Below are 26993 nucleotides of genomic sequence, written 5' to 3' on the forward strand. Positions count from 1 at the left end.
TTGGCAGATTAACGACGCCCCCCACGCGGCCCGGCGCGTTTGGCACCGCCCGGCTTCGCTCCTGCGCCGGGCCGACTGCCGCCCGAACGTGGTCCAGCAGGCCGGGAAGCCGTTTTTCCGCCACCCGATGACCGGCTTTTATTTTTTGCCCCTCCTCGTCCTTCCGGTGTATTTTTAAGTTTTTTATCATGAAAAGCTCCCAGAAAAGTGGGATCTTCTTTCCGACGTTGTTCATCCATTTCGCGCAGCATCGCCTGCTGCTCATCAAACGGCGTTTCTGTTACCTCAACTTCCATTGGCATCGGTTGGCGCGGAATGGTCATCCGAATAATTCGCTCAATCTTCTGTACGTGGTAATCTTCTGCTGTGGTGACAAATGTGATGGCCTCGCCCGTATGATTCGCCCGGCCTGTGCGCCCGATGCGGTGTACGTAATCTTCGTAAATCAGCGGCACGTCGAAATTGATGACATGGCTCACTTCGGCCACGTCGATGCCGCGTGCGGCTACATCGGTGGCAACCAGAACGCGAATGTTTCCTTCCTTGAAGGCTTCCATTGAGTTGATACGCGTATTCTGACCTTTGTTGGCGTGAATCACCCGAATCTGATTGTCGTCCACCACTTTCCGTGCCAGAAACTTATAAATGTTTTCGGCAGTGGTTTTAGTGCGGGCAAAGACGATGCCGCGCTGAAACGAAGCACGCGTGACGAGGTATTCGAGCAGGTTGATTTTAGTGCGGAAATTAGGCACCTCATAAATAAGCTGACTTACCATTTCGGCGGTCGATGCCTGGGGCGTAACCTCTATCCGAATCGGTGCTTCCAGAAACTCCGCCGACAGCCGCTCGACCCGAGCACCAAACGTGGCCGAAAACAGCAGATTTTGTCGCTTAGTAGGAATGACTTCCAGAATCGACCGAATCTGTGGCATAAAGCCCATGTCCATCATTTTGTCGGCTTCATCGAGCACCATCGTCCGAATATCTTTTGTGACGATATGGCCCAGCCGGTAGAGGTCCATGAAACGGCCCGGCGTGGCAACCAGCAAATCGACGCCTTTTTCGAGGGTTTCAATCTGCGTTTTGGGGCCAAGACCACCGTAAAGAGCCAAATGCCGTAAGTCGGTGTATTTGCCTAAATCGGATACGGCTTCGGCAATCTGCATCGCCAGTTCGCGGGTAGGAGCCAGAATCAATGCTCGTGGATTTTTGCCCTGAGCATACTTGATTTTCATGAGCAGCGGCAATAAATAAGCCGCCGTTTTGCCTGTGCCAGTTTGGGCAATGCCCAGCACGTCGTGATTGCCTAAACTCAGCGGAATGGTTTTCTGCTGAATCGGTGTCGGCTCCGTGTAACCGAGGTCGGCCACGGCGTTCAGCAGTTGCTTATTTAACTCAAATTGGTCGAACGAAGTAATTTCCATAAAAGTCTGGGTCAGGCCGAGGTCTGGCCCGTCGATAGTTACACGGGTATGCCGAAGGTTGGTTCAGCCGTTAAAAATTTTTCAAAACCCGCTCAACACCACTAACATAGCCGGAGCCGAACAGATTCACGTGAACAAGTAATGGATATAGATTGTAGATGGCAACACGCTCCTCGAAGCCGCTAATGAGCGGGAAGGCTTCATCGTAGGCATCGTAAAACCGCTGCTCAAAACCGCCGAACAGCCGCGTAAAGGCCAGTTCGGCTTCGCGGTAGCCGTAATACACCGCCGGGTCGATGAGGGCAGGCCGACCGTCGTCGGTGACGAGCGTGTTGCCCGACCAAAGATCGCCGTGCAGCAGGGCTGGCCGTTCGTTGGGCAGCAAATCGGGTAAGCATGTGCCAAGCCGAAGTAGTGCGTCATAGGCTGTTTTCGGCAGCAGACCTTTATACAGGGCCATGCCCGCCTGTGGTAGCAGCCGTTGCTCGAAAAAGAACGCCGGGCCGTTGATTGTGAGCGGATTGGCCTGCGGAAGTAAGCCAATAAAATTATCGAAATGCAGTCCGAATCTGGGCTGCGTATGCGAGTGTAATTCGGCCAGCGATTGCCCCAGTGTTTCCCAATAGGTGCGGTTGGGAGAGCCGGGACCTATGTATTCCAGAATCAGAAACGACTGCCCGTTATGTTGCCCATAACCAATTACCTCCGGTATGGTGAGCGCGTCGGCCTGTCGAAGTAAATCAAGCCCGCGTGCTTCGGTCTCGAACAGCGTGGGGTGGTCAAGCGCGTGATTCCATTTCACGAAAAAAACGCCTTCCGACGAAAACACCTGGGCCGCCGTATTAATGTCGCCCCCCGACAGAAACTGCGTTTCAATCACCTCAACCGACTGTCCTAATGCCTGAAACAGAATGCTCTCAAAAAAAGAAAATTGCTCGTCGCCCCAAAAATTCATACAAATTTGTCATGCCGCCGAAGGAAGCATCTTCGGTAGCGGTGAGCGATACATGCATTAACTGCTGAACCGAAGATGCTTCCTTCGGCATTGGACCGGCGCACCGGCATGACAAAAAATGAATCCACAAATTCAAAAATTACACCAGATCGCCGGGAAACCCGAACGGCGCATCATTGGCCTGATGTCGGGTACGTCGCTCGATGGGCTTGACGTGGCTTTGTGCCGGATTGCAGGCAGCGGCCCTGCTACTGCCGTTACACTCGAACGCTTTGCCACGGTGCCGTACACCGATGACTTAAAAAACGATATTAGAACGATTTTCGCCAAATCGGAAATCGATTTCGAGGAACTTTGTTTACTGAACCCCTATATTGGGCGGTTGCACGGGCAGATGGTTCTCGATTGTCTACGCGAGTGGGGCATTTCGCCAGTTGACGTGGACGCGATTGCCAGCCACGGCCAAACGGTTTATCATGCCCCGAAAAGCCAGCATCAGCGCGATAAGTTCCCCAATGCGACCCTGCAAATCGGCGATGGCGACCATGTAGCCGTAACAACAGGTATCATTGCGCTCAGCGATTTTCGGCAAAAACACGTAGCCGCCGGGGGGGAGGGAGCACCCTTAGCCGTGTATGGCGATTACTTCATGTTCTCGAAAGCTGGTGAAAACCGCATTCTGCTCAATATGGGCGGTATTGCCAATTTTACGTACCTCCCTGCCGATGAAGACGCCACTGTCGTATTCACCACAGACACCGGGCCGGGAAATACCCTTCTGGATGCTTACGCCCGCAAATTTCTGAACAAACCTTACGACGAAAACGGGGCGTTGGCCGCCAGCGGCACTGTCGACGCCGATTTGCTCGCTGCTTTGAAAAGCAACCCGTTTTTCGACGCGCCGTTCCCGAAAACTACCGGCCCGGAAGTGTTTAACCCAGCTTATGTAGAAACCGCCAAAATCCGCAGTCAAACTACTCACATTGCCCCCGCCGACCTGATGGCAACGCTCGTGCAGTTCAGTGCCGATACCATTGTGGAGGCTGTTGGCCGTTTACCCCACCCCAACCCCTCCCCTGATTTCAGGGGAGGGGCTTACGCCGTGTACATGAGTGGGGGCGGTATGCACAATCCGGCTCTGACAGGAGCCATTCAGCGTCAGTTACCCAACTGTACATTTGGCCGGACCGATGAATTAGGCATCAACGGTGATGCAAAAGAAGCCGTATTATTTGCCGTGCTGGCGAACGAATGCCTAACGGGTGGAGATACGAGTTTCGGTGATCGGCAAGGCGTGCCGAGCGTGACGATGGGGAAGATTAGTTTGCCCGGATAGCTTAGCTTTTCGGTCTGAACACGCTCATTTTCTCGACGTGCGTAGTCAGAAACGGGCCGCCGATGAGGTCGATGCAGTACGGAATGGCTGGAAATACTACCGACAAACACTGGCCGATAGCTTTGGGTTTGCCGGGCAGATTCAGCATAAGTGTATGATTACGAATACCCGCCGTTTGGCGCGACAGGATGGCCGTAGGAACGTATTTCAGGCTTTCCTGCCGCATCAGTTCGCCGAAGCCGGGCATCAGTTTCTGGCAAACGGCCTCGGTTGCTTCCGGCGTAACGTCGCGGGGAGCCGGGCCGGTGCCGCCGGTAGTCACAACTAAGCAGCAGCCTTCCTGGTCGGACAGTTCGATGAGCGTGGCTTCAATTTGGTCCTGCTCATCGGGAATGACGCGGTACACGGGTTGCCACTCGCAACTGAGCCATTCGGTCAGCAGCGCAACAACGGCTTTACCCGGAATGTCTTCGTAAACGCCCGCACTGGCCCGGTCTGAAACGTTGATAATGCCGATTTTTATCATGACTGACTAATTTAAAGGGGGGTTGTGCCACTTGCGTAAATGGCTAAACAGCCATCTTCTTGAAAGGAGGTCTCCTGTATAAATTGGCTAATATTGTTTCGATAGCGAGTTAGTAAATCAACTATTTCGTCATTGGTAAGATTGCCTGTTTTAAACCAAATTATTTTCGGAGGAGGGCCATACAGAGTTGTTAAGTTATACAAGTCTTCATCGAAAGTGACTATGGTAAAACTATGTTGGCGGCTGTATCCCCAGATCGTTCTGTCATCTTTCTCATACAGGCCGTGATCGCGAACTGTTTGCACCACAGGGTAGACGCCAGCTAATTTTTTAGCGACGCGATAGGAGATGTTTTGGTCGAGTAATAGCTTCATGCCGCAATTCGAAGCCGGTTTTCTTTATCAGCCGCAAATGCTAAACTGGCATAGATATCATCTTTAGTTAATTCTGGGAAATCGCTGACTATGTCATCAAAACTCATACCAGCGGCCAGCCAGCCTAACACATCGCCAACGGTAATACGCATGTTCCGAATGCAGGGTTTTCCACCCCGTTTCCCCGGTTCGATAGTAATAATTTGTCGGTAGTCAACCATAATTCCGTCTTTTCGGCAAAGATAATGCTATAGTGATTTACTTAGCACCGCCAGCCATCGTGCATACGCTTCGGTGTAGCGTTCCTGATCGCGGATGGTGGGGTCGACGGTTTTCGTGACATGCAGGCCCACGAAGGCGTCCTGAGCGGTCTTGTAATGTCCCAGCCCCAGCCCTGCTCCTCGTGCTGCTCCCTGCGCACCATCGGTATTGTATAGTTCGATAGCCGCGCCTGTCAGGTTGGCGAGCGTATCGCGGAAGAGGGGGCTGAGGAACATGTTGGCCTCACCCGCCCGGATGGTTTGCAGCCCTACGCCCACGCTTTCCATAACCTGAATGCCGTAATAGAGCGCGAAAACAATACCCTCCTGTGCGGCCCGAATCAGGTGCGGAAGACCATGCCGTGTTAGTTGCAGACCATGAAAGCTGGCTCCCGGATCGGCGTTTTCCAAAACCCGCTCGGCACCGTTGCCAAACGGCAGACACAGCAGCCCATCGGCCCCAACGGGTGCTTCATGAGCGAGGTGGTTCATGTCATCGTAACTGATGCTCCGGCGCAGTACCTGATTCCGCAGCCAGCTATTGAGAATGCCCGTACCGTTTACGCACAACAGCACCCCGTAGCGCGGAGCTTCAGAAGTGTGGCTCACGTGCAGGAAGGTGTTCACCCGCGACTTCGGGTCATAGTCGGCCCGGTCGCTGACGCCATATACCACGCCCGACGTACCCGCCGTGGCAGCAATCTGCCCCGGTTCGAGCACATTCAGCGAAAAAGCATTGTTAGGCTGATCGCCAGCACGGTAGGTAATGGGCGTTCCGGCAGCAAGACCCAGTTCGGCGGCAGCAGTGGCCGTGAGTTGACCCTGCTCGGCAAAGGTAGGGCGGATGACGGGGAGCAGCGATGTATCAAAGCCGTAGTACTGCATCAAGAAGTCGGCGGGCTGGCCGTTCCGGAAATCCCACAAAACTCCTTCCGACAGGCCCGGCGCGGTGGTTACGATATTGCCCGTCATGCGTGCTGCGAGGTAATCGCCGGGGAGCATAAATTTGTCGATTTCGGCAAAAACACCTGGTTCGTTGGCTTTCACCCAGGCTAATTTGGCGGCTGTGAGATTGCCCGGCGAGTTGAGCAGGTGCGATAGAATCCGCTCATGACCAAGCTCATCGAACGCCTGATTTCCATACGCAACGGCCCGGCTATCGCACCAGATAATGCTGGGGCGCAGTACGTTGAACGCTTTATCGACCACCACTAAGCCATGCATCTGATAGGAAATGCCGATAGCCACTACCGACTCAGGTTTTACGCCCGACTGCTGCATTACTGTCTGGCTGGCCCGGCAGGCATTCTGCCACCACAGGTCGGGCTGCTGTTCGGCGAAACCCGGCTCGGGCGAGTCGATAGCCATTTCAGTTTCCGGAAAAAAAGCCGATGCCACCACTTTACCAGTGTCGGCATCGAGCAAACAAGCTTTAACAGACGAAGAACCGAGGTCGAAACCGAGGAGATACATTATTCAGGGAATGGTTTGTAGTTGATAGCGAAAGGCGTTTCGGTCAGTAAAATACCGGACATTGCTTACTTTATCTCAACGGTGTATTATCGAAAAATTTTCATTCTTTCATCATTTTATAACTATCGACTGTGTTAGTTTCGACATAAAACATTTGTATTGATGAAAATTTCGCAATTATTCATCAATAGCAGATAAACCCCGTCATGCACTTTCTCAAATTCCTGCTTCTGCTCCTATCGGTAACCGCCTTTGCTCAAACACCTGCCACTGACTGGACCAACGCCTACTGGCCTGCTCGCTGGATTCTGCACCCTACCGCCCCGGTGCGCCAATACGGTATTTTTCATCTCCGAAAGACTATCGACCTGCCGCAAAAACCAGTTCGGTTTGTGGTTCACGTATCGGGCGATAACCGTTACCGGCTGTTTGTAAATGGCCGCGCCGTGGGCATGGGTCCGGCCCGCTCCGATACCCAGAACTGGAACTACGAAACCTACGACCTCGCGCCCTATTTGCAGGCAGGCCGTAATGTGCTGGCCGCGCAGGTCTGGAACATGGGCGATGGCATTCCCTTCGCGCAGATGAGTTATCAGACGGGTTTTGTACTTCAGGGCGATTCAGACGCCGAGAAGGTTGTTAATACCGACGCAAGCTGGAAGGTCTACCAGAATCCAGCCTACTCACCCATTAAAAACGACATCGCCAAAATGCGGACGTATATCGTGGTGGGCGATGGCGACCGGGTCGATGCCGCGCAATATCCCTGGGGCTGGGAGCAGCCTAATTTCGACGATAAAAACTGGCTGGCAGCCAAACCGCTGGGTTTTCCGACCAAGCCACGCGGTCTCGGCACCGATGGTAACTGGGGTTTAGTGCCGCGCCAGATTCCAATGATGGACGAGCGGCCCGAACGGCTGGCAACAGTTCGGCGCGTGGAAAATGGAAAAATGGACGCCGGTTTTTTGCAAGGCAAAACGCCCGTTACGGTGTCGGCCAACACAAAAGCCGTGTTTCTGCTCGATAACGGTGTGCTGACCAATGCCTACCCTGAACTGACCGTTAGCCGGGGAAAAGGTGCGACCGTTACGCTGGGGTATGCCGAAGCATTGTTCGATGCCAGCGGCAAAAAAGGCAATCGAAACGAGATAACGGGCCGAACCATGCGGAGTTTCGACGATCAGTTTGTGGCCGATGGCGCCGACCGCCGAACGTTTCGACCGCTGTGGTTTCGGACGTACCGCTACTTGCAACTGACGGTCGAAACCAAAGACGAACCGATCACGCTGAACGATCTGGTTGGGCAGTTCACGGGCTATCCGTTCGTAGAAAAAGGGCAGTTTACGACCAACGACACAACACTGAAACAAATCTGGAACGTGGGCTGGCGAACGGCCCGGCTCTGCGCAGGCGAAATGTATTTCGACTGCCCATACTATGAACAGTTGCAGTATGTAGGCGATACACGCGTACAGTCGCTGATTTCGCTTTACGTAGCGGGCGACGACCGCCTAATGCGAAAGGCTATTCTCGACTATGACCACAGCCGTTTCAACGAGGGACTGACACAGAGCCGCTACCCTTCGGCTGATTTTCAGGTGATTCCGACGTTTTCGTTGTTCTGGGTTTGTATGATTCATGATTACTGGATGCACCGGCAAGACGATGCGTTCGTGAAGTCGATGCTGCCGGGCGTGCTGGGTGTGCTGAACTGGCACGAAGAACGTTTAGCCAAAAATAACCTGAACGGCCCGCTCAACTGGTGGAATTTTGTGGACTGGGCCTGGCCCTGGACCGAAGAAACGCGCATTGGCGGGGTGCCGCCCGGTGTTCGCGAAGGGTCGAGTGTGCTGACGCTGCAACAGGCGTATACGTATTTCCGGGCGGGCGATTTGCTGGCGCATTTCGGGCAGAACGAACGCGCCGAACATTACCGCGAACTGGCCCGCCGACTCAACCGGGCCGTATATAGCCAATGCTGGGATGCCGGACGCGGCCTGCTGGCCGATACACCGGCGAAGAAAACGTTCAGCCAACACGCCAATATTCTGGCCGTGCTGACTGATGCCGTGCCGAAAGAGCAGCAAACGGCTTTGCTAACCAAAACCATGACGGCTACGGATATAACGCAGGCTACGTTTTACTTTAAATTCTACCTGTTCGAAGCGTTGAAGAAAACGGGCTCGGGCGATCAACTCATCCCGCAGCTCAAACCCTGGCGCGACATGCTGGCAATGGGCCTGACTACCTTCGCCGAAAACCCCGAACCCACCCGCTCCGACTGCCACGCCTGGAGTGCCTCGCCCCTTTACCAGTTTCTGAGCACTACCTGCGGCATCCGTCCCGCCGAACCCGGCTTCCGCTCCGTCCGCATCGACCCCGCCCTCGGCGACCTGACGAGCGTAGAAGGTCGCGTACCACATCCGCAAGGCGACATTGTGGTACAATTCCAGAAAACCGCAACAGGTAGCCTTACCGGCAGCGTTACCTTACCCGAAAAATTGACCGGAACGCTGCGCTGGAACGGCAAAACGCTGGCGTTGAAGGGCGGAAAACAAGCGGTTTCTATGTAGAGACGCAAGATTTTGCGTCTCTTTCGCTGACGCATTGGAGACGCAAAATCTTGTCGCTCCGGCGCACCGGTCTCTACAAGCCCAGATAATAGTCGTAGCCTCGCTCGGCCCAGAAATCGCGGGGGCGGGTGTCGCTGAAAAAGATGCGCCCAATGCGTTTGAGGTTCTTTACGCCGTATTTGTGCGGAATAATCAGCCGAACGGGTGCGCCGTGGGCGTTGCTGATAGGCTGACCATTCAGCTCGTAAGCCAGCAGCGTTTGCGAATGCAGCGCACTCGCCATGTCGATGCCAACGTAATAGCCTTTGTCGGGCGTTTCCAGACCGACGTACTCGAAAAGTTCGCTGGCGTTGCCGGGTTTCGTGCCGAGTTTGTAGCGTTCGAGAAAGTCGGCCAGCCGCGCTCCGCCCCAGTGCTGAATCTGACTCCAGCCTTCTACGCATTTGAAATCATATACCAGTTCGTGCTTGGGCAGCGTGCGGATGTCGTCCATTGTCAGGTATAGCGGATTCTGCTCGTCACGGTCTACGTGCAATTTCCAGTCGGCGGGGAGGGGCGTTCGGAGGCCGTCGTAGCCATTCTGACGGGGTTGTTTGGCCGCCCTATCGAGCGGGTAAGTTTTCACTAAGTTGGCATTGCTGAAATACGTTCGGGCAATGGTCTCGTTGGCATCGAGTACCCGGCGCAGGGGCTTTTTGGCACCGTATAAATTAGGGCTGTTTTTTATCCATAAATAAACGCCAATCGGCACCGTTGCCGCCAGCGCGAACAGGCCAAATGCTTTCAACGTTTGCCGACGCACTGCCGATTCAGGCAGGTCGCTTTCGGGCAGTTTGGGTTCGGGATTGGTGTTGATGGCCGGTTTCATGAGAGGGCTGGATTAATCGGTGGGGCAACTGGGGGCGTTTCAGGGGCTTGTTCGGTGGTCATCGCCTGTTCAGGATCGTCTGGTTTCAGTACCTCAAAACCAGTAATAATGCTCTGAAAATTGCGCCAGCCAGCCCGAATTACCTGCGCAATGTGAACGATGAAAAAAAGTACATAACCAATGGTAAGCGCGAAATGAATAAGCCGGGCCGTTTCGTAGCCGCCCACCAGAGCCGTGAGCCAGTGAAACTGTGTAGGTTTATAGATAGCATAACCCGTCAGCACCGAGCCAACGCCCATTAGCATAATCGAGAAATAAGCAATCTTCTGCGCCCCGTTGTATTTCACAAACGGCGGCTGGGTTTTGCGTAATCCGAGGTCGTAAAGCGTTACCTGAACCGCTTCCCGAAACGAATTGCGATCTGGCACCAAATGCCGCCACTCGCCCGAAACAAACGTGTAGCCCACATACAGAACGCCATTCAGCAGAAATAGCCACATAAACACAAAGTGCCACGCCATACCCTCGGCCAGCCGACGCGACACGCCTAATGCCTTATAAAATCCATCAGGAAAAAACGAAATTAGTGTCCAGTCGCCGAGGGTGATTTTGTACGGATCGTAGGCCCAGTAGATGAGCAGACCGCTCCAGATCATGACAAACAGCACCGGGAAGTTAATCCAGTGAAACCAGCGAATGGCGAGCGGATGCTTGTGAACAATGCGGGGCATAGGCGTTGATTTTCTGAGCAATGTGTTACGAAGGCAGAACAATGTACGCAAATCGTTTTTAAATCGGATGTATGCATGGAAGCTTATTTTTTAACTTGCGGCCAGCACAGTAAAAACTCAGAAATGCACATCAAAACCCTCGATACCGGCCCGTTCAAACTCGACGGCGGAGCCATGTTCGGCGTAGTACCGAAAACCCTGTGGCAACGTACTAACCCCGCCGACGACCGCAACCTCTGCGAGTGGGCACTCCGCAACCTGCTCATCGAAACCACTGACGCCAGCGGCAAACCCCGGCTACTTTTGGTCGATACGGGCGTGGGCGACAAACAGGACGCTAAATTTATGGGCTTCTACGACCTGCCCAACGGCAAAACACTGCCCGATGCCGTGCAACAGGCTGGCTACACCCTCAGCGACGTAACCGACGTACTGCTGACGCACCTGCACTTCGATCATGCGGGCGGGGCCGTGCGCTGGGCCGATGCGGGCCGAACCCGGCTCGAACCCACGTTTCCGCGTGCTACCTACTGGAGCCACAGCCAGCAGTGGGCGTGGGCCATGCAACCCAACCCCCGCGAACGGGCTACCTACCTGCGCGAGAACATTATGCCGTTGCACGAGAGCGGTCAACTGCGCTTTAGCGATCAGCATGAACTGGGCATCCCTGGCATTGAGCTATTGTACGTAGATGGACATACGGAGAAAATGCTGATGCCCAAAATAGAGACAAATGGACAAACGCTGCTCTTCTGCGCCGATCTGATTCCATCGGCATCGCACGTGCCGGTGCCGTATGTAATGGGATACGATGTGCGCCCATTGCTGACAATGGACGAAAAAACGCAGTATCTTACCCGCGCTGTGCAGGAAAACTGGCTGCTCGTTTTTGACCATGACCCGACCTGCGAAGCGGCCACGGTTGAGCAAACGGAAAAGGGCGTCCGGGTAAAGGAGAAGGGGCCATTGGCGGAGTTTATATGAAGCCGTACCGGGCGAACGTTCCCGATTCAACTTTGGGCAAACTAAACGTTGCAGCCTGCCGTTAAAAAGGGTATGAAAATCGGCTTAGTATTATCCGGTGGCGGAGCGCGGGGTATAGCGCACCTGGGCGTCATAAAAGCCCTTCAGGAAATGGGTATCCGGTTCGATCAGATTGCCGGAACCAGTGCCGGAGCCATTACGGGCGCACTGCTGGCACAGGGCTACACGCCCGATGAAAGTCTGAAAATCGTTGAATCGTCGTCGTTTGTGCGGCACCTGCGCCCGGCCTGGAACCGTATGGGGCTGTTACGCATCGACACGGCCATTGACCTCTACAAAAAGTATATTCCCCATGACTCGTTCGAGCAGTTGCAGATTCCGCTCCACGTGCTGGCTGTTGACCTGAACGACGGCGAACAGGTTATTTTCGATAAAGGCGAACTGATTCGGCCCGTGCTGGCGTCGTGCTGTCTGCCGGGCATTTTTGAGCCGCTGCTTATCAATAAACGGCAATACGTTGATGGGGGTGTGCTAAACAACCTACCGGTCGATGTAATCGAACATAAAGTTGATTTTCTGATTGGGTCGCACTGCAACGTGCTGGGTCAGGGAACCCGCAAGCCAATTTCATCCATGCGGGGTGTTATCGAGCGCAGTCTGGTACTGGCCGTACAAAGCAAGACCAAAGAGCGATTCAGCCGGTGTGACATCCTGATCGAACCCCCCCAACTGGCTGAGTACGGAACCCTCGACGTCAGCAAAGCCCGCGAGTTGTTTCGGATAGGCTATCAGTACACGCGCACAATGGCCGATCAGATTGAAAAACGCTTCAACGCACCCGTTGCTAAAACGGACTGATACTGTTGCTGATACATCGTACAAAAATGCCGGGCTTAACATCCGGCATTTTTGTTTTGGTAGAAGTCTATAGGAAATGTGGCTAAACTTTTGGTCAGGTAGCCAAAATTGACTTTTTCCAATTATTTGTTTTGTATACCGTATAAATACTTACTGAAAGATAATTCTGATTTAGGCCAATTTTTATAAATAGTACATGATATAACTAAGTACTACTTTGTTAGGTACAAAATATTATTTTGAATTACACAAACTCGATATAATAATAATCTGTAAAAAGAAATAGTATAAAAATTTTTGATAAGTTTTTTTGAATTGCTTAGTTTTGCTGAACGTGAATGTTTTCTTAACCTAAATTAAATTTACTATGAGTAGAATTCTACTGGTGGGTATGCTTCTTGTGTGCTCACTCTGGGTGCCAGCATGGGCCCAGGAGCGAACTATTACGGGTAAAGTAACCGCTGCCGAAGATGGTAGTCCAATGCCCGGTGTATCGGTGGTAGTGAAAGGCACTACGCGTGGAGCCAATACCGATGCCAACGGCATGTATTCGATTAGTGTACCTGACCGAAAAAGCCAATTGGTTTTTAGCTTCGTCGGTACAGCTACACAGGAGGTAGAAGCGGGAAACCGTTCAGTAATCGATGTACAACTGGCAAACGATTCGAAACAACTTGGTGAGGTAGTCGTAACGGCGCAGGGCCTGGTTCGGGAGAAACGCGCTTTAGGATACGCCGTAACCGCCGTTGACAAGAAGTCGATTGAAGACCGTCCGCAGGCCGACGTAGGGCGGGTGCTGCAAGGCAAAGTTCCTGGCGTGAACATCACGGCTACGTCGGGGGTGTCAGGTACGGGCACCAACATCACCATTCGCGGGTATTCGTCTATCACGGGTTCGGTGCAGCCGCTGTTTGTGGTCGATGGGGTTCCTTTTAACTCCAACACCAACACGCGGGCTACGGGTCAGACGGGAGTTACCGATTTTACCAGCGGCTCTCAATCATCATCGAGCCGTTTTCTGGATTTAGACCCCAACAACATCGAGAATATTACCGTGCTGAAAGGGTTGGCCGCCACCGTAACCTACGGCGATCAGGGCCGGAACGGGGTAATTCTGGTGACGACCAAGAACGGTACGCGCAAAGCCCGCAAAACCGAATTCACCGTTACGCAGTCGCTCTTCACCAACACAGCGCACCTGCCGCGTTATCAGAACGATTACGTAGGTGGCTTCCAGCAAAATTTAGGCTATTTCTTCAGCAACTGGGGACCAACGCTCGCAGAGGCCAAAATTTATCCGTCGCAGAACACTAACCCAGCTCTGACGAACCATCCTTTCGCTTTTTTGTCTGTAGCCGCCACAAGGGCCGCTATGGCCGATTACGTGACATCGGTTAGCCCGTATACCATGCAGATTTTCCCCAACAACGTGAAAGATTTCTTCCGGCGGGGCAATATCTCCAACACGGCACTGAACATTTCGGGTGGTGGCGAAAAGGTCAGCTATAACGTATCGGTTGGCTATAACAACGAGCAGGGCTACATTCCTAACAACGGTCTCCGACGGCTGAACATTGGCCTGGGCCTGAACGCGCAGATGAGTAAGCGGCTGTCGATGCAGACATCCATCAACTTCGCCAACACCGATCAGTTTTCGCCCCCGCTCAGTGCCGGTCAGGGCAACAACGCCAACGACTTCCCCTCGGTACTGGCAAACGTGATGTACACCCCGCGTCAGGTTGACCTGATGGGCTGGCCCTACGAAAATCCGATTGATGGCAGTACGGTTTATTTCCGTAGCGGCAACGACATTCCGAACCCCCGCTGGGTGCTGAATAACTACAAAACTACGGGCGTTGTAAACCGGATCTTTGCCTCCAACACCGTCACGTATGATTTAGCTAAAGACCTGACGCTGCTTTATAAAGTGGGCTTGGATACCTACGACGAAGTGCAGGAGTTCAAACTAAACAAAGGTGGCGTTGCGCTTGTGAATGGCTTGTATAACACGCTGAACTTCAAAAATACCATCTGGGATAACACCCTGCTGTTGTCTTACAACCGTTCAGTGAGCGAAAACCTGTCGTTATCGGGTAAGTTAGGTGGCAACATGCGAAATGACCGGTTTAGCCTGTATAACATCAACAGTCAGAATCAGTTAGCCCGCAACCTGTATAAGCATAATAATTTTATTGACAACGTAGCGTTCGACCAGACCACCGAGCAGACCCGCATGGGTATTTTCGGCGAAATAACTGCCGACCTGAACAACTATCTGTTTGTTAATTTGGCAGGCCGTAACGACTGGACCTCGACCGTTGAGCCAGAAAATCGCCGTATCTTCTATCCATCGGGTAGTGTCTCGTTTGTGCCAACAACTGCCTTCAAAGGATTAGAGTCGCCTTTTATGAGCTTCCTGAAAGTGCGGGCCGGTTATGGTACGTCGGCGGGTTTCCCGAATCCTTACAGCACCCGCAACATTCTGGCTCAGAGCGCACGCGGCTGGCTGAACGCTGCCGGAGCACCTGTACAGACGCACTCCGTTGATAACACACTGGGCAACGCCAACCTGAAGCCGGAATTGCACACCGAATACGAGTTGGGTCTGGAAGGTAAATTTTTCAACAATCGGATTAATGTTGACCTGACGTTGTACCGCCGGATTACCCGCAATCTGATTACCAGATCGCCCCTCGATGCAGCTACCGGCTTTACCGAAACCACCATCAACCTCGGTAAAATTCGTAACCAGGGTATCGAGTTGAGCTTGTCGGGGAATATAATTCGTCGCGGTGATTTTGCCTGGGATGGAACGTTCAACTTCTCGCGCAACGAACCCTTGGTGATGGACCTCGGTGGCACCTTGCAGGAAGTTCAGGTAACGGGCTTTGGCTCGGCGTTGGGTAACTACGCAGTGGTGGGCAAACCGTTCAACATCATCAAAGGAACGGGCTACCGGCGCAATGAGCAGGGGCAGTTTCTGATTGATAATCAGGGGTATCTGCAAACCACTACCTCGCCCATTGTTCTGGGCGACCCCAACCCGGCCTTTACCACCAGCTTCATCAACGATTTCAGCTTTAAAGGCTTCTCGTTCAATATGATGTGGACGTATCGGCACGGCGGAGCTATGTACTCGTCAACAGCGGGTGCGCTGCTCGGGCGCGGCCTGACCTACGACACGGGACTGGAAAAAGGGTATGACCGTGCTCAGACGTTCATCTTCCCCGGCGTAAAGGCCGACGGCAACCCGAACGACATTCAGGTAACGGCGTCGGACGTAGGCTTCAACAACCTGTATTTCTTTGGCGATGAGGGGCGTATTTTCGACGGTTCTACGATTCGTCTTCAGGAGTTATCGCTGGGCTACCAACTGCCCACCTCACTGCTGGGCCGAATTGGCATCAAGCGGGCAACGATTTCTTTGACCGGCAACAATATCTGGTATAAGGCACTCAACTTCCCGCCGGGCCTGAACTTCGATACCGATAACTTAGGGCTGGGCGTTGGCAACGGGATGGGCTTTGAATTCCTGACCGGGCCAAGTTCGCGCCGACTGGGTGGCACGCTTAAACTGACGTTCTAACAACAAGTACCTGCGAGATAGACATAGCTCCAATTCGTAACTCATGAAAGAAATGTTTAAACCAATAAAACTGTTCGCATTGGCTTTGTGCGCAGCCGTTGTCAGTTCGTGCGAACTGAACCTGCTCGACAACCCCAACGCCGTAACGGCAGCCAATACAGACATCAACTACCTGCTCAGCCAGATTGAGCTGAACTATGCTGGGCAGCGCGCTGGCGGTATTACTCCCACAACACTCAGTCATTTCAATCAACTAACTGACCCCACCATGCGGTTGGTGCGGATGCTGAATGCTGGAGCCGCTATTTACGACAACGCCGTTACACCCGGCAGCACCGATGGTGCCTGGACAACGGCCTATGCCGGTATCCTGAACGATGTGAAAACCATTATTCCGCTGGCCGAACGGGGCGAGTTATTCGTTCATGCCGGTATCGCCCGGACGATTCGCGCTTCGGTAATGGCAAACATGGTGGATGTATTTGGCGACGTGCCCTTTACGGAAGCGTTGAACCCTGAGAATTTCAACCCTAAAACCGACGGGGGAGCCACCATCTATACGGCTGCTATTGCCGATTTGGATAAGGCCATTGAGAACTTCAATGCCCGCTCCAGAGCCGGAGCCACCGGCGATTTGTTCTACGGCGGAACCGCCGATAGCTGGATTCGGGTTGCCAATACGCTCAAACTGAAGATGCTGCTGAACCGGCGATTAATCGACAAGGCCGGTGCTACGTCGGGCATAAACAGCCTCATTACGGGTGATAAACTAATTTCGACGGCGGCTCAGAATTTTACGTTTAAGTTCGGATCGAACCTGACTAACCCCGATACGCGCCACCCCAGATATGCTGGTCAATACTCACCAACGGGCGGGGGCGATTATCAGTCTAACTCGTACATGGGAACTATGTACGACAGTAAAGGTTTTCCTGATCCGCGTATGCGGTATTACTTCTATCGGCAGGTAGTTCGCAACCCAACCGACGTAAACGCATTGCGGTGTATTACGAATCAGCGACCATCGCACTACGGACCGAACGACGTTTTCTGCCTGCCCACAACGGTTGGCTATTGGGGCCGCGACCACCTCAGCAACGAGGGGATTCCACCCGATGGACTGCTTCGCACGGCCTGGGGTCTGTATCCGGCAGGTGGCTTGTATGATAACGATGCTGGCCGTCCGGTTTCGCTGGGCGCGGGTGCAGGTGGAGCCGGTATCCATCCAATTATGATGCGCTCGTTCGTCGATTTCATGCTGGCCGAAGCTGCACTTGAACTGGGCACTACGGGCAATCCCCGCGCCCTGCTGAAGTCAGCCATCGAAAAATCAATGGCCGATGTTCGGGCGTTTGCATTAGCAACAACCGAAGCGGGTAAAATTGCTACGTTTGAAGGAGACCAGAAGATTGTTTGGGCCGATCAGGTAACGCGTTACGTGAATCAGGTGCTGACAACGTATGATGCCGCCACTACAAACGACGCCCGGCTGAACATCATCGCTACCGAATACTGGCTTGCCCTGTATGGCAATGGTATCGAAGCCTATAACCTGTATCGACGTACCGGCAAGCCGGCCAATCAGCAGCCCGCCCTGGATCCCAATCCGGGTGTGTTCGTGCGGTCGTTCTACTACCCAACGTCGTTTATAGCGCGGAATGCAAACGCCAAGCAGAAAGCTAACGTATCGGTTCCCGTATTCTGGGACAACAACCCGGCAACCCTTACCCGATAGTTCGGCTACCTTCTTTAACGATCAAAACAGACAACAATGAAATACATTCATAATTTTTCTGTCATCCTGCTAATCGGCCTGCTGATCATGTCGTGCAAGACAGAAATGATTGAACGAATCGATGAGTTCAATTTGGAGCAGGGCGGTTATATGCGAACGGTAAGCCCGTTTCCGGTTGCGGCTACTACGTTTAGCGTAAGCAAAGCCAACATGAGCGGTACGAAAATGGAGTTCGTAGCCGAAGCCGTCACGCCAAATCAGGGTGCATTGTTCGCTTCTTACGACTTGTCGATCCGGTTCATAGATGCTACACCAGCCAATGGCACCAAAACCACCACGTCTGCTGCGTTGCGGTCGATTCCAGCCTCGGCCTACGCTAAAGACGCCACAACGGGCTACCCACGTGCTACCATCACGGTTACGGGTGCAGAAGCTCTTGCCGCCACTAAACTAACAGATGCCGATATATTGGCAGGGGATCGGTTTGAGATAACAGCAGTGATGCGGCTAACCAATGGGCGGTCGTTCACCGCATCGAATACGGGCCTCAACATCACGGGCGGAGCCTTTTACAGTTCGCCGTTCTTCTACCGTTTAAACGTAGTAAACTAAAAGAAGCAGAAAGGCTAAAGTCGATTCAAACAGAAAAAAAGCAGGTCATTCGGCCTGCTTTTCTGTTTGGTATTCATAGTAGCGAATGAAAATTATACGCTTTAACTGATAGGAGAGTCCAGGAACTGTCAAAATTTTATACGGCAAAACCCTTTTTATTCGTTTGTATGATGGTATATTGACTGTTTGTTGTGTTCATGCATCGCACACCCACTAAAACGTCATGATACGCTGTTTGCTCAACCCAGACCAACATCTATGAGGAACCAATACCGAATTGCTATTTGGGGAATATTACTGACGATGCTGCCTGGTTTGCTGTGGGCGCAGGGTCGGCGTATTTCCGGTCGTATTACGTCAGCGCAGGATGGTCAGCCGCTGCCGGGTGTGAACGTTGTGGTTAAAGGCACCACCAACGGGGTCAGCAGCGATGCCAATGGCAACTACAGCATCGTGTTGCCCGATGGTCAGAATGTGCTGCTGTACACGTCCATTGGGTCGGCGTCGCAGGAGATTGCTGTTGGCAATCGCACCGTGCTGAACGTGCAGATGCAGGAGGTCGTGAATGAACTGAGTCAGGTAGTCGTAACGGGCTACAACACCACGCAGCGCAAAGACATCACGGGTTCTATTGCATCGATTTCGCCCGAAAAATTCAAGAATATTCCAGCCGCCAGTTTCGATCAGGCACTACAGGGGCAGGCTGCCGGGGTGCAGGTTACGCAGTCGTCGGGTACGCCGGGCGGAGGGCTGATGGTGCGCATTCGGGGAAATACGTCGATTTCAGCCGTAAACAGGCCCCTGTTTATTGTGGATGGTGTGCCGGTTGAAGATGGCAACCTGTCGGCGCGGGAATTTGGTGGGCAGCAGGACAATGCTTTTGCTCTGTTCAATCCGAACGATATTGAAAGCATTGAGGTGCTGAAAGATGCTTCAGCCAAAGCTATTTATGGTTCGCGGGCGGCAAACGGCGTGGTACTGATCACGACCAAGCGAGGCCGCTCCAACGCGAAAACTGTTTTCAGTGCCGACGTGCAGCGCGGTCTGACCGACGTTGTGCGCCGACCCGACCTGCTGAACGCGTCGGAACTGCTCGACCTCCAGCGCGAAGCCGTGCGAAATGCGGGCAAAGACCCCGACCAATTAGGTCTTATCAAAGGTGTTACCGATGGCGTAAATACCGACTGGGTCGACGCCGTTTTGCGAAAAGGGGTCTATCAGCAGTATCAGCTATCGGCGCAGGGCGGCAACGAAAAAACGCAGTTTTACCTCAGCGGCAGTTTTCGCGACGAAGAGGGCGTTCAGCTTAACAACCGCTTTTCCCGCTACACCGGTCAGCTTCGGCTCGACCATAAAGCCACCAGCAAACTCTCGTTCGGCACCAATATTACTTTATCAAGTGCCCGCAACGACCGCGTAAAAGGTGATAACTTCTTAGACGGCGTGTATTCGGGAGCTGTCAAAAGTTTGCCCTACTACGCGCCTTACAACGAACAGGGTAAACTCTACGGCCCCAACGACCCCAACTATGCTGGTTTCCCGAATTTTAATCCGGTGGGGCAGGCTGTGTTGCCGCGATTCCGGGCATATACGTTCAAAATGCTGGGTGGCATCTATGCAGAATATGAAATCATACCAAATCTGCGGTTGCGCTCAAAAGCCAGCGTCGATTACAATAACGTTACCGAAGATCAGTTCGAGCCGTCGTCAACAGCTATTGGCGGATTTTTGCCCAGTGTTGGCGGACAGGGATACGGCGTATACATCAACTCGCAGCTCAGTACGTTTATCAACACCAACACGCTGACGTATAATTTTCGGCTAAACGAAAAGCATCGGTTCAACGCCCTGCTTGGCGGAGAAATTCTACAGCGTACCGAACGCACCGGCGATGTGTCGGGCCGGATTTTTCCGAGCGACGATTTCACGTACATCACATCGGCGGGCGTTGTTGACCAGGGATCATCGTTTGTGGTCAACAACGGGCTGCTGTCGGGCTTTAGTGAAGTAAGCTATAATTACGACGACCGCTTTCTGAGTACGCTGACTGCCCGCTACGATGGTTCGTCGCGGTTTGGACAAGATCGGCAGTTCGGATTCTTTCCATCGGCGTCGGTGGCGTGGCGGCTGTCGCAGGAGAAATTCCTGCAGCGGTTTACGTTCCTCAATGACCTTAAACTGCGAGCCAGCTACGGCTTCACCGGTAACGAGCGCATCGGCGATTTCCAGTTCCTCGGCACCTGGTCATCAGTTACCTACAGTGGCTCAACGGGCGTAGGGCCGCAGGCACTGACCAACCCGGCTCTTCAATGGGAGCGTACCCGTGAAGCCAATGTGGGTATCGATGCATCGTTTTTCAATAGTCGGCTCAGCGTTATCATCGACGTTTACGACAACCTGACCGACCGGCTGTTGTTTGCCCAGCCTATTCCGCAAACAACGGGCTTCGCCACTGTGCAGGGCAACATCGGTAAAGTAGCCAACCGGGGCGTTGAATTAACCATTTCAACCGTCAACATTGATCGGGCGGCTACGGGGGGCTTGCGCTGGAACACCAATTTCAATGTCTCCCATAATGACAATAAAGTGGTCGAGTTGGTGAGCAACGAGCCGATTTTCCGGGGCTACACCGCCGACGGCGTCAGCCAAACGAACGTTGTGTTGCCGGGGCATCCGCTGGGTACGTTCTGGGGCCTGAAATTCCTCGGTGTTGACCCCGCAACAGGCGACGCCATCTACGAAGATAAAAACGGCGATGGCCGAATTTCCCCCGACGATGGGCAGGTGATTGGCAACGCGCAGCCGTTGGTGTACGGCGGTCTGACCAACACCGTGTCGTTTAAAGGGATTGATCTGAGTGTTTTCTTCCAGGGGTCGTTTGGTAATAAAACCCTGAATTTCACCAATGCAACCCTGCTCAACTCCGGGGCCGATCTGCAAAACAACCAAAGTCGGCTGGCTCTGAAACGCTGGCAGAAAGAGGGCGACATCACGAACGTACCGCGCTACCAGTTCGAGAATACGTTCAACAACTTCCATAGCAGCCGGTATCTGGAAGATGGCTCGTTTCTGCGGTTGCGTAACGTGTCGCTGGGCTACAACATTCCGAAGCGTTGGCTGGCTAAATACAAGGTTGCCAACCTGCGCGTCTACGGCTCAGCCACCAATCTCTGGACACTGACGCGCTACTCCGGGCCTGATCCTGAGGTGAGTACGCTCGATGGTTCGACAACGGCGCAGGGTATCGACTTTTTCACGTTCCCCCAAATCAAGACCATATTTGGTGGTATTTCGCTGACATTTTAACCGGCTTCAGGCGGCTTAACTACTTACGATCTTATGTTTCGATACGTTCGATATAGTTTCATTATCATCCTGTTCTGTCTGGCATCGTGTCAGCAGGTGCTGGAACCGAAACCCGTCAATCTGCTGGTCGATGAGCTGGTTCTCAACGAGCCAAACGACGTTGAACCGGTTCGGATTGGCATGTACAGTGCCTTGCGCGGCACAGCGGCTCCCACCGTTATTGCCGGTGATTTTACCGCCGACCATATTCAGCATAACGGCACCTTTACGGATTATCGTGAGTTGGGCACCAAGCAGATTACAGCCGCCAATGCAGCGGTTGGGTTACTGTGGCAATCGTTGTTTCGCACCATTTACGTCGCCAACTTCATGCTTGAAAAGCTACCCGACGTGGCTGGCGTTCGGGAAGCCCGGCGCAAAGAAATACTGGCCGAAGCCCGTTTCATTCGCGGATATGCCAACTTCATCGGAACCAATACCTTCGGCGATTTTCCACTGGTAACCACCACCGTTCAGGCTACGAACCGCACCATTGGCCGGTCACCCAAAGCGCAGGTACTGGCTTCGGTTCTGGCTGATTTTCAGGCGGCTCTGACCGACCTGCCCAATGTAGAAGCTGGCTCCACCAATGCGCTCACCAACGCGGCCTACATCAATAAGGTAAGCTGCCGGGCTATGCTGGCGCGGTATTATTTGTACCAGCGAAACTGGGCGCAGGCCGAACAACTCGCCACGCAGGTGATTTCGTCGGGTGTGTACACACTGCAAACGAGCTTCGCCGATGTCATCGTGAAAGACTTTAATAATGAGTCGATTATTGAGGTGGGTTATTCTGTGACTGATGATCCGCAAACCAGCACATCACTTTTTCCAAATGGGCTTAGTCTGAATAATTTGCTGGTGGGTCGGCGCGAGGTGATTCCATCAAATCAGTTAGTGGTTTCATTAGTCTCTGCCGAAGCGGGCACACGCCGGCAAACCATCTCATTCAGTACGCAAAATCTGCGGGGCAACGACAACGGCTGGACGGTTGAGAAATACGGTCTTGCTCTGGAAGATAACAACAACATCGCGCTGATTCGGCTGGCCGAGATGCACCTGATTCGGGCCGAAGCACGGGCGCAGCAGGGTCGCCTGACCGGTGCCAACGGAGCCGTTGCCGACCTGAACGTGCTCCGAACACGCGCCAAAGCGCCGGCCATTGCGCTCACGGCGCAGGCCGAGGTGCTGCTGGCCGTAGAGCGTGAACGCATCTATGAGTTGGCTTTTGAAGGACATCGGTGGTACGACCTCGTCCGCACGGGCCGGGCGCAGGTCGTAATGTCGTCGTTCTCGCCCAACTGGAACAGCCGCTTTGAGTTATGGCCTATTCCACAATCCGAAATTCAGCAAAATCCAACCATCAGAACCCAGCAAAATCCGGGGTATTGACATGAAATTACCCCACCCCAACCCCTCCCCAGAAGGGAGGGGCTATAGCATAGATGCTTCAGTGGAAGCCCCTCCCTTCTGGGGAGGGGTTGGGGTGGGGTGAACACATAAGCAAAATTAAAATTGGTATTAAGCAGCCATGAAACGAATATTTCTACATAGAGAAGTAAAAACAGGCTGGGTTGGGCTGTTGGTGGCAATAGCGTTCGGCTGGCTGGCTGTAGGCTGCGAAGAGCAGGACCTGGACCGCACGTTTCAGGGGCCTTATTTCGTGCGTTTTACCGACTCAACGATGACGGTTAAAGAAAGCGTGTCGAAGCCGGTCGTTGTTCGGGTGCATAACGTGGGGCCGCAGCAAACCACGCCTATCACCGTAAATTATGCCATCAGCGGCTCGGCCCGCGAAGGCCGCGACTTTACCATTCCTGGCACGAAAGGGACGGTAGTGATTCCGGCCAATCGGAACTTTGGCGAAATTCAGGTGCAACTCATCAACAACGCCAACAACATTCTGGAGTCGCAGTCGCTAACGTTCACGCTTACGGGCGTACAGCCAAACACGTTTCAGCTTGGCTTAGGCAGTAGTGCCGAAGGAGGGGGCGGTCGGCTGGGCCGGTCGATGACGCTGACCATTCAGGACGATTGTTTGTTCGGCGGAACCTACACCGGAACCATGCGGGTCGGTACACAGACGGCTACTGTATCCGACATTGACATCAGCAGCAGCGACTGTAAACAGTACACAATCAGCAACTGGAACATTGGCATTCCGTTCTTTTCGTTCGATGCCATCAAACCTACCCTACGGTTTATCGATAACGGCGACAATTCGCTGACGATTCCGGCCCAGGGAAACAGCGATCTCAACACGACCGATACCCTGCGCGGCACGGGCGCGTGGAACCCCCGCAATCGGGTTATTACGCTTAACCTCGAAGCAAAACTCCGGCTCAGCAATAACCGCGACACTGTGCTGCGGTACGTGCAGACCTATACACCTCAATAAGCCACCGACTCTACCCGCAACTCATGTACCGTTTTGCTATGAAAACACTTCTTCGATTTATACTGCTTCCGGTTTTGTGTGGCGTGCTATTCGGCGGCTGTTCTGAACGGCTTGAGCCAAAACCGCTGACATACACGCAGTTATTAACAGGTACAACCAAGAAAAGCTGGCGGGTAGTATCGGTTATCATCAACGATAACGGGCAGTCGTCGGGCGTGATTCCGATTCAGCAGGCGGGCATTCCGGCCTGTTTTGCCGATGATCTGTACACGTTCTACGCGAATGATGAACGGCGGTTGGAAATCAGCGAAGGAGCTACTAAATGCAGTCCCAACGACCCGGATATCTACGTTACCGATAGTTGGATATTAGTGAATGCCAATGCCTCGCTGGAATTTGTACTGCCTATTCTGGCAGGATTCCCGATTCCGTTTACTATCAAAAACCTGACCGGCGACGTACTGACTGTCGAATATTATTTCGGCGACGTTAACGCCAGCTATCGGTTTACGTTCAACGCAGTGAGATGACGAACTTTAGAAACAAACTATGAATCGATTACTACTACTTCTTTGTCTATGCGTTAACGTCGCGGCCTTAGCGCAGAGGCCGGTGCAGCAATGCGCTACGATGGAGATGGATAGCCTGCTGCGGGCGCGGCATCCTGAATTGGGTACGCTCAATGATTTTGAGCGCGAACTGCAACGGAAGATCGTGCAGATGAAAGCCCGCATGGCGTCGGCGAATGGGCGGGTAGCCGCACCGGTCGTTACCATTCCTGTCATTGTTCACGTTGTGCATAATGGCGAAGCGGTTGGTACGGGGCGCAACATCAGCGCGGCTCAGGTGCAGGCGCAGCTCGAAACCCTGAACGAAGATTTTCGGCGTAAACCGGGCACGCGTGGCTTCAACGATAACCCTGTAGGGGCCGATATCGAGATCGAGTTTTGCCTGGCTACCGTTGATCCGCAGGGCCGTACCATGGCCGAGCGGGGTATCGACCGCGTCAATGGCAACCGTAGCACCTGGGACCGCGACGCTATCGAGGGTGTACTGAAACCCAGTTCGTTCTGGGACCCTAACAAGTACTTTAATATCTGGGTAGTTGAGTTTGCCAGTGCCGACCGGCTGCTTGGCTACGCGCAGTTTCCGAGTCAGTCGGGCCTGCCTGGCATTCCGTCGCAAAGCCCGGCCAGTACAGATGGTGTAGTAGTTACTTACCGTTCGTTCGGGAACGCGGAGAAGGGAACTTTCCCCGTGATGCAGGCACCCTATAACTTAGGCCGTACCCTTACGCACGAAGTGGGCCATTGGCTGGGCCTGCGCCACATTTGGGGTGATGCCAACTGTGGTGACGATTTCTGTGGCGACACGCCCCCGCAGGCGTCGGAAAGCCGGGGTTGCCAGATCGGGCGCGTCAGTTGCGGAGGGGTCAATATGGTGCAAAACTATATGGATTACTCCGACGACGGCTGTTTCAATATCTTCACCAACGACCAGAAAGCCCGGATGCGCGCCGTGATCGACATCAGCCCGCGCCGAAATAGTCTCATTACGTCGAACGTCTGTGGTTCTACCGTGGCCGTGCTACCAGTTCCAAACTTCCAGGTTGCCAACCGACGGGTGTTGCTTGGCGGGCAGGTGCGCTTCAGCGATTTGTCGGGTGGATTTCCAACGCGGTGGGAGTGGACGTTTGAAGGCGGCAACCCCGCTACCTCGACCGAACAAAACCCGGTTGTGACCTATAATCAACCGGGTAGATTTCGGGTTACATTACGTGTGACAAACACCGTCGGATCATCACAACCGCTTGTGCGTGAGCAGTATGTTGAAGTATTGAACGCTGGCCTTTGCGCTGAATTTACCAACTTCAATGGTACCAATACCACTTTGCGCGAACCGGGTGGCACAGGCTATGTGGCCGGACAGAACAGTAAACGCTCGCAGGCTGTATCCGAATTCTTTGATAACTCGCTGGGATACAGCAATCTGTCGGGCGCATCATTGCGGTTTGCCGTAGCCAAAGCTGCACGCGGAGCCGCCACCGAGTCGGTAGTTACGGTCACGGTCTGGAACGGACGTGGTTTTCAGAATGGCCCCGGTGCCGTTCTGGAACGCAAAGACGTGCCGTTGCGCGATATTCTGGCCGACGTAGCCGCCAATCGACCTACCATTGTAACGTTTGAACGCAACGTGCCGTTGAGCGGCCTGCCATTCCACATCGGCCTTACGCTGCCCTACGCGGCTGGCGATACGGTGGCGTTATCGACAACCCGAAATGGCGAATCGGTCTTCGCTACGGCCTGGCGGCAGAATCGACAGGGCGACTGGCTGCGCTACGCCGACAGTCTCGGTCTGAACGTAGCGCACAATGTAGCGGCACGTATTGGTATGAAGTCGTCGGTGCAGGTAGCGGCTTCGTCGCTCTTTATCAGCCCCGGCGAGCTGGTTACGCTGAATGCGCGTGGAGCCAGCGTGTTTACGTGGGCTGGTTCGGGCCTGAACGCCAGCCTCGGCCCGCAGGTTGTGGCGCAACCTACGCAAACGACATCGTATACGGTATCGGGTACGGGCGACGATCTGTGTAGCACAAGTGCTGTTATCACGGTGAACGTGCGGGCGGGCACCGTAACGGCCACGCCACCGCCCAACGAACAGGAGTTACGCGTATCGCCCAACCCGACCGACGGGCAGATGCTCGTATCGCTCAACAGTTCACAACGAGGTGCCTTAACGCTCTCGGTCCGTAGCCTGACCGGTGCCGACGTGGTTCGGCAGAAGCATCAGAAAAACGCCGAACTCTTCCAGCAATCACTTGATTTGCGCGGTTCGCCGGGCGGCATGTACATCGTTGAGGTCGAAGTTGGTGGCGTGACCTTCAGGCGACGGATTGTGAAGCAGTAAAAAATTCCTGAAAATTTTTTTCGGGAAGGCGTAGGGGTAAACGTAATTTTA

Annotated in this window: 20 protein-coding genes; 12 read left to right on the plus strand and 8 right to left on the minus strand. The window is 53.6% G+C overall.

The window, feature by feature from the left end:
* Window positions 1-8: 8 nt before the first annotated feature.
* Together AWR27_RS24300 and AWR27_RS24305 are read right to left on the minus strand one after the other, a co-directional pair.
* Window positions 9-1424 carry a DEAD/DEAH box helicase gene (locus AWR27_RS24300; protein ID WP_077133579.1) on the minus strand — a complete coding sequence of 472 codons (1416 nt, stop codon included), beginning with the start codon at window positions 1422-1424 and terminating at the stop codon, window positions 9-11.
* Window positions 1425-1494: 70 nt separating this feature from the next.
* Window positions 1495-2379: a fructosamine kinase family protein gene (locus tag AWR27_RS24305; protein ID WP_077133580.1), complete on the minus strand. Its 885-nt coding sequence runs from the start codon at window positions 2377-2379 to the stop codon at window positions 1495-1497.
* Between the two features lie 118 nt (window positions 2380-2497).
* On the opposite strand from AWR27_RS24305, the gene AWR27_RS24310 reads away from it, so the two are divergent.
* Window positions 2498-3715: an anhydro-N-acetylmuramic acid kinase gene (locus AWR27_RS24310; RefSeq protein WP_077133581.1), complete on the plus strand. Its 1218-nt coding sequence runs from the start codon at window positions 2498-2500 to the stop codon at window positions 3713-3715.
* Window position 3716: 1 nt separating this feature from the next.
* Here AWR27_RS24310 and mog read toward each other — a convergent pair whose 3' ends face one another.
* From mog to AWR27_RS24330, 4 genes are read right to left on the minus strand one after another with little or no spacing between them, the layout of a single operon-like run.
* Window positions 3717-4241 (minus strand): molybdopterin adenylyltransferase, encoded by a 525-nt coding sequence (gene mog / locus AWR27_RS24315; RefSeq protein ID WP_077133582.1) that lies wholly within the window; start codon window positions 4239-4241, stop codon window positions 3717-3719.
* Window positions 4242-4252: 11 nt separating this feature from the next.
* Window positions 4253-4615: a DUF5615 family PIN-like protein gene (locus AWR27_RS24320; RefSeq protein ID WP_077133583.1), complete on the minus strand. Its 363-nt coding sequence runs from the start codon at window positions 4613-4615 to the stop codon at window positions 4253-4255.
* Window positions 4612-4836 (minus strand): DUF433 domain-containing protein, encoded by a 225-nt coding sequence (locus AWR27_RS24325; protein WP_077133584.1) that lies wholly within the window; start codon window positions 4834-4836, stop codon window positions 4612-4614. Before AWR27_RS24325 ends, AWR27_RS24320 begins: the two co-directional genes overlap by 4 nt.
* 27 nt (window positions 4837-4863) lie before the next feature.
* Complete coding sequence (locus AWR27_RS24330; RefSeq protein WP_077133585.1) at window positions 4864-6348, minus strand: xylulokinase; 1485 nt, start codon at window positions 6346-6348, stop codon at window positions 4864-4866.
* Window positions 6349-6554: 206 nt separating this feature from the next.
* Here AWR27_RS24330 and AWR27_RS24335 point away from each other — a divergent pair, with 206 nt between their 5' ends.
* Window positions 6555-8921 carry a family 78 glycoside hydrolase catalytic domain gene (locus tag AWR27_RS24335; protein WP_077133586.1) on the plus strand — a complete coding sequence of 789 codons (2367 nt, stop codon included), beginning with the start codon at window positions 6555-6557 and terminating at the stop codon, window positions 8919-8921.
* 73 nt (window positions 8922-8994) lie between these two features.
* Here AWR27_RS24335 and AWR27_RS24340 read toward each other — a convergent pair whose 3' ends face one another.
* Both AWR27_RS24340 and AWR27_RS24345 read right to left on the minus strand, forming a co-directional pair.
* Window positions 8995-9789 carry a molybdopterin-dependent oxidoreductase gene (locus AWR27_RS24340; RefSeq protein WP_232325922.1) on the minus strand — a complete coding sequence of 265 codons (795 nt, stop codon included), beginning with the start codon at window positions 9787-9789 and terminating at the stop codon, window positions 8995-8997.
* A complete protein-coding gene (locus AWR27_RS24345) occupies window positions 9786-10520 on the minus strand; it encodes a cytochrome b/b6 domain-containing protein (protein ID WP_077133587.1) in 735 nt (244 codons plus the stop codon). Before AWR27_RS24345 ends, AWR27_RS24340 begins: the two co-directional genes overlap by 4 nt.
* Window positions 10521-10643: 123 nt before the next feature.
* Between AWR27_RS24345 and AWR27_RS24350 the strand changes: the two genes are divergently transcribed.
* From AWR27_RS24350 to AWR27_RS24395, 10 genes are all read left to right on the plus strand, one after another.
* The gene (locus AWR27_RS24350) at window positions 10644-11504 is read left to right on the plus strand and encodes an MBL fold metallo-hydrolase (RefSeq protein WP_077133588.1); all 861 of its coding nucleotides are present in this window, start codon (window positions 10644-10646) and stop codon (window positions 11502-11504) included.
* Window positions 11505-11576: 72 nt separating this feature from the next.
* On the plus strand, window positions 11577-12362 hold the full coding sequence (locus tag AWR27_RS24355; protein ID WP_077133589.1) for a patatin-like phospholipase family protein: 786 nt from the start codon (window positions 11577-11579) through the stop codon (window positions 12360-12362).
* Between the two features lie 367 nt (window positions 12363-12729).
* Entirely contained in the window at window positions 12730-15948 is a 3219-nt protein-coding gene (locus tag AWR27_RS24360) for a SusC/RagA family TonB-linked outer membrane protein (protein WP_077133590.1), read from the plus strand.
* A gap of 43 nt (window positions 15949-15991) precedes the next feature.
* Entirely contained in the window at window positions 15992-17683 is a 1692-nt protein-coding gene (locus AWR27_RS24365) for a SusD/RagB family nutrient-binding outer membrane lipoprotein (RefSeq protein WP_232325923.1), read from the plus strand.
* A 36-nt stretch (window positions 17684-17719) separates the two neighbouring features.
* On the plus strand, window positions 17720-18295 hold the full coding sequence (locus tag AWR27_RS24370; RefSeq protein WP_077133591.1) for a hypothetical protein: 576 nt from the start codon (window positions 17720-17722) through the stop codon (window positions 18293-18295).
* 258 nt (window positions 18296-18553) lie between these two features.
* Window positions 18554-21601 (plus strand): SusC/RagA family TonB-linked outer membrane protein, encoded by a 3048-nt coding sequence (locus tag AWR27_RS24375; RefSeq protein ID WP_077133592.1) that lies wholly within the window; start codon window positions 18554-18556, stop codon window positions 21599-21601.
* Window positions 21602-21634: 33 nt separating this feature from the next.
* Window positions 21635-23032 carry a RagB/SusD family nutrient uptake outer membrane protein gene (locus AWR27_RS24380; RefSeq protein ID WP_077133593.1) on the plus strand — a complete coding sequence of 466 codons (1398 nt, stop codon included), beginning with the start codon at window positions 21635-21637 and terminating at the stop codon, window positions 23030-23032.
* A gap of 139 nt (window positions 23033-23171) precedes the next feature.
* Entirely contained in the window at window positions 23172-24038 is an 867-nt protein-coding gene (locus AWR27_RS24385; RefSeq protein WP_077133594.1) for a Calx-beta domain-containing protein, read from the plus strand.
* A gap of 38 nt (window positions 24039-24076) precedes the next feature.
* Entirely contained in the window at window positions 24077-24568 is a 492-nt protein-coding gene (locus tag AWR27_RS24390; RefSeq protein WP_077134183.1) for a hypothetical protein, read from the plus strand.
* Window positions 24569-24587: 19 nt separating this feature from the next.
* Window positions 24588-26942: a M43 family zinc metalloprotease gene (locus AWR27_RS24395; protein ID WP_077133595.1), complete on the plus strand. Its 2355-nt coding sequence runs from the start codon at window positions 24588-24590 to the stop codon at window positions 26940-26942.
* The last annotated feature ends 51 nt before the right edge of the window (window positions 26943-26993 follow it).

It is taken from the genome of Spirosoma montaniterrae (genome assembly GCF_001988955.1).
GTDB classification, from domain to species: Bacteria; Bacteroidota; Bacteroidia; order Cytophagales; family Spirosomataceae; genus Spirosoma; species Spirosoma montaniterrae.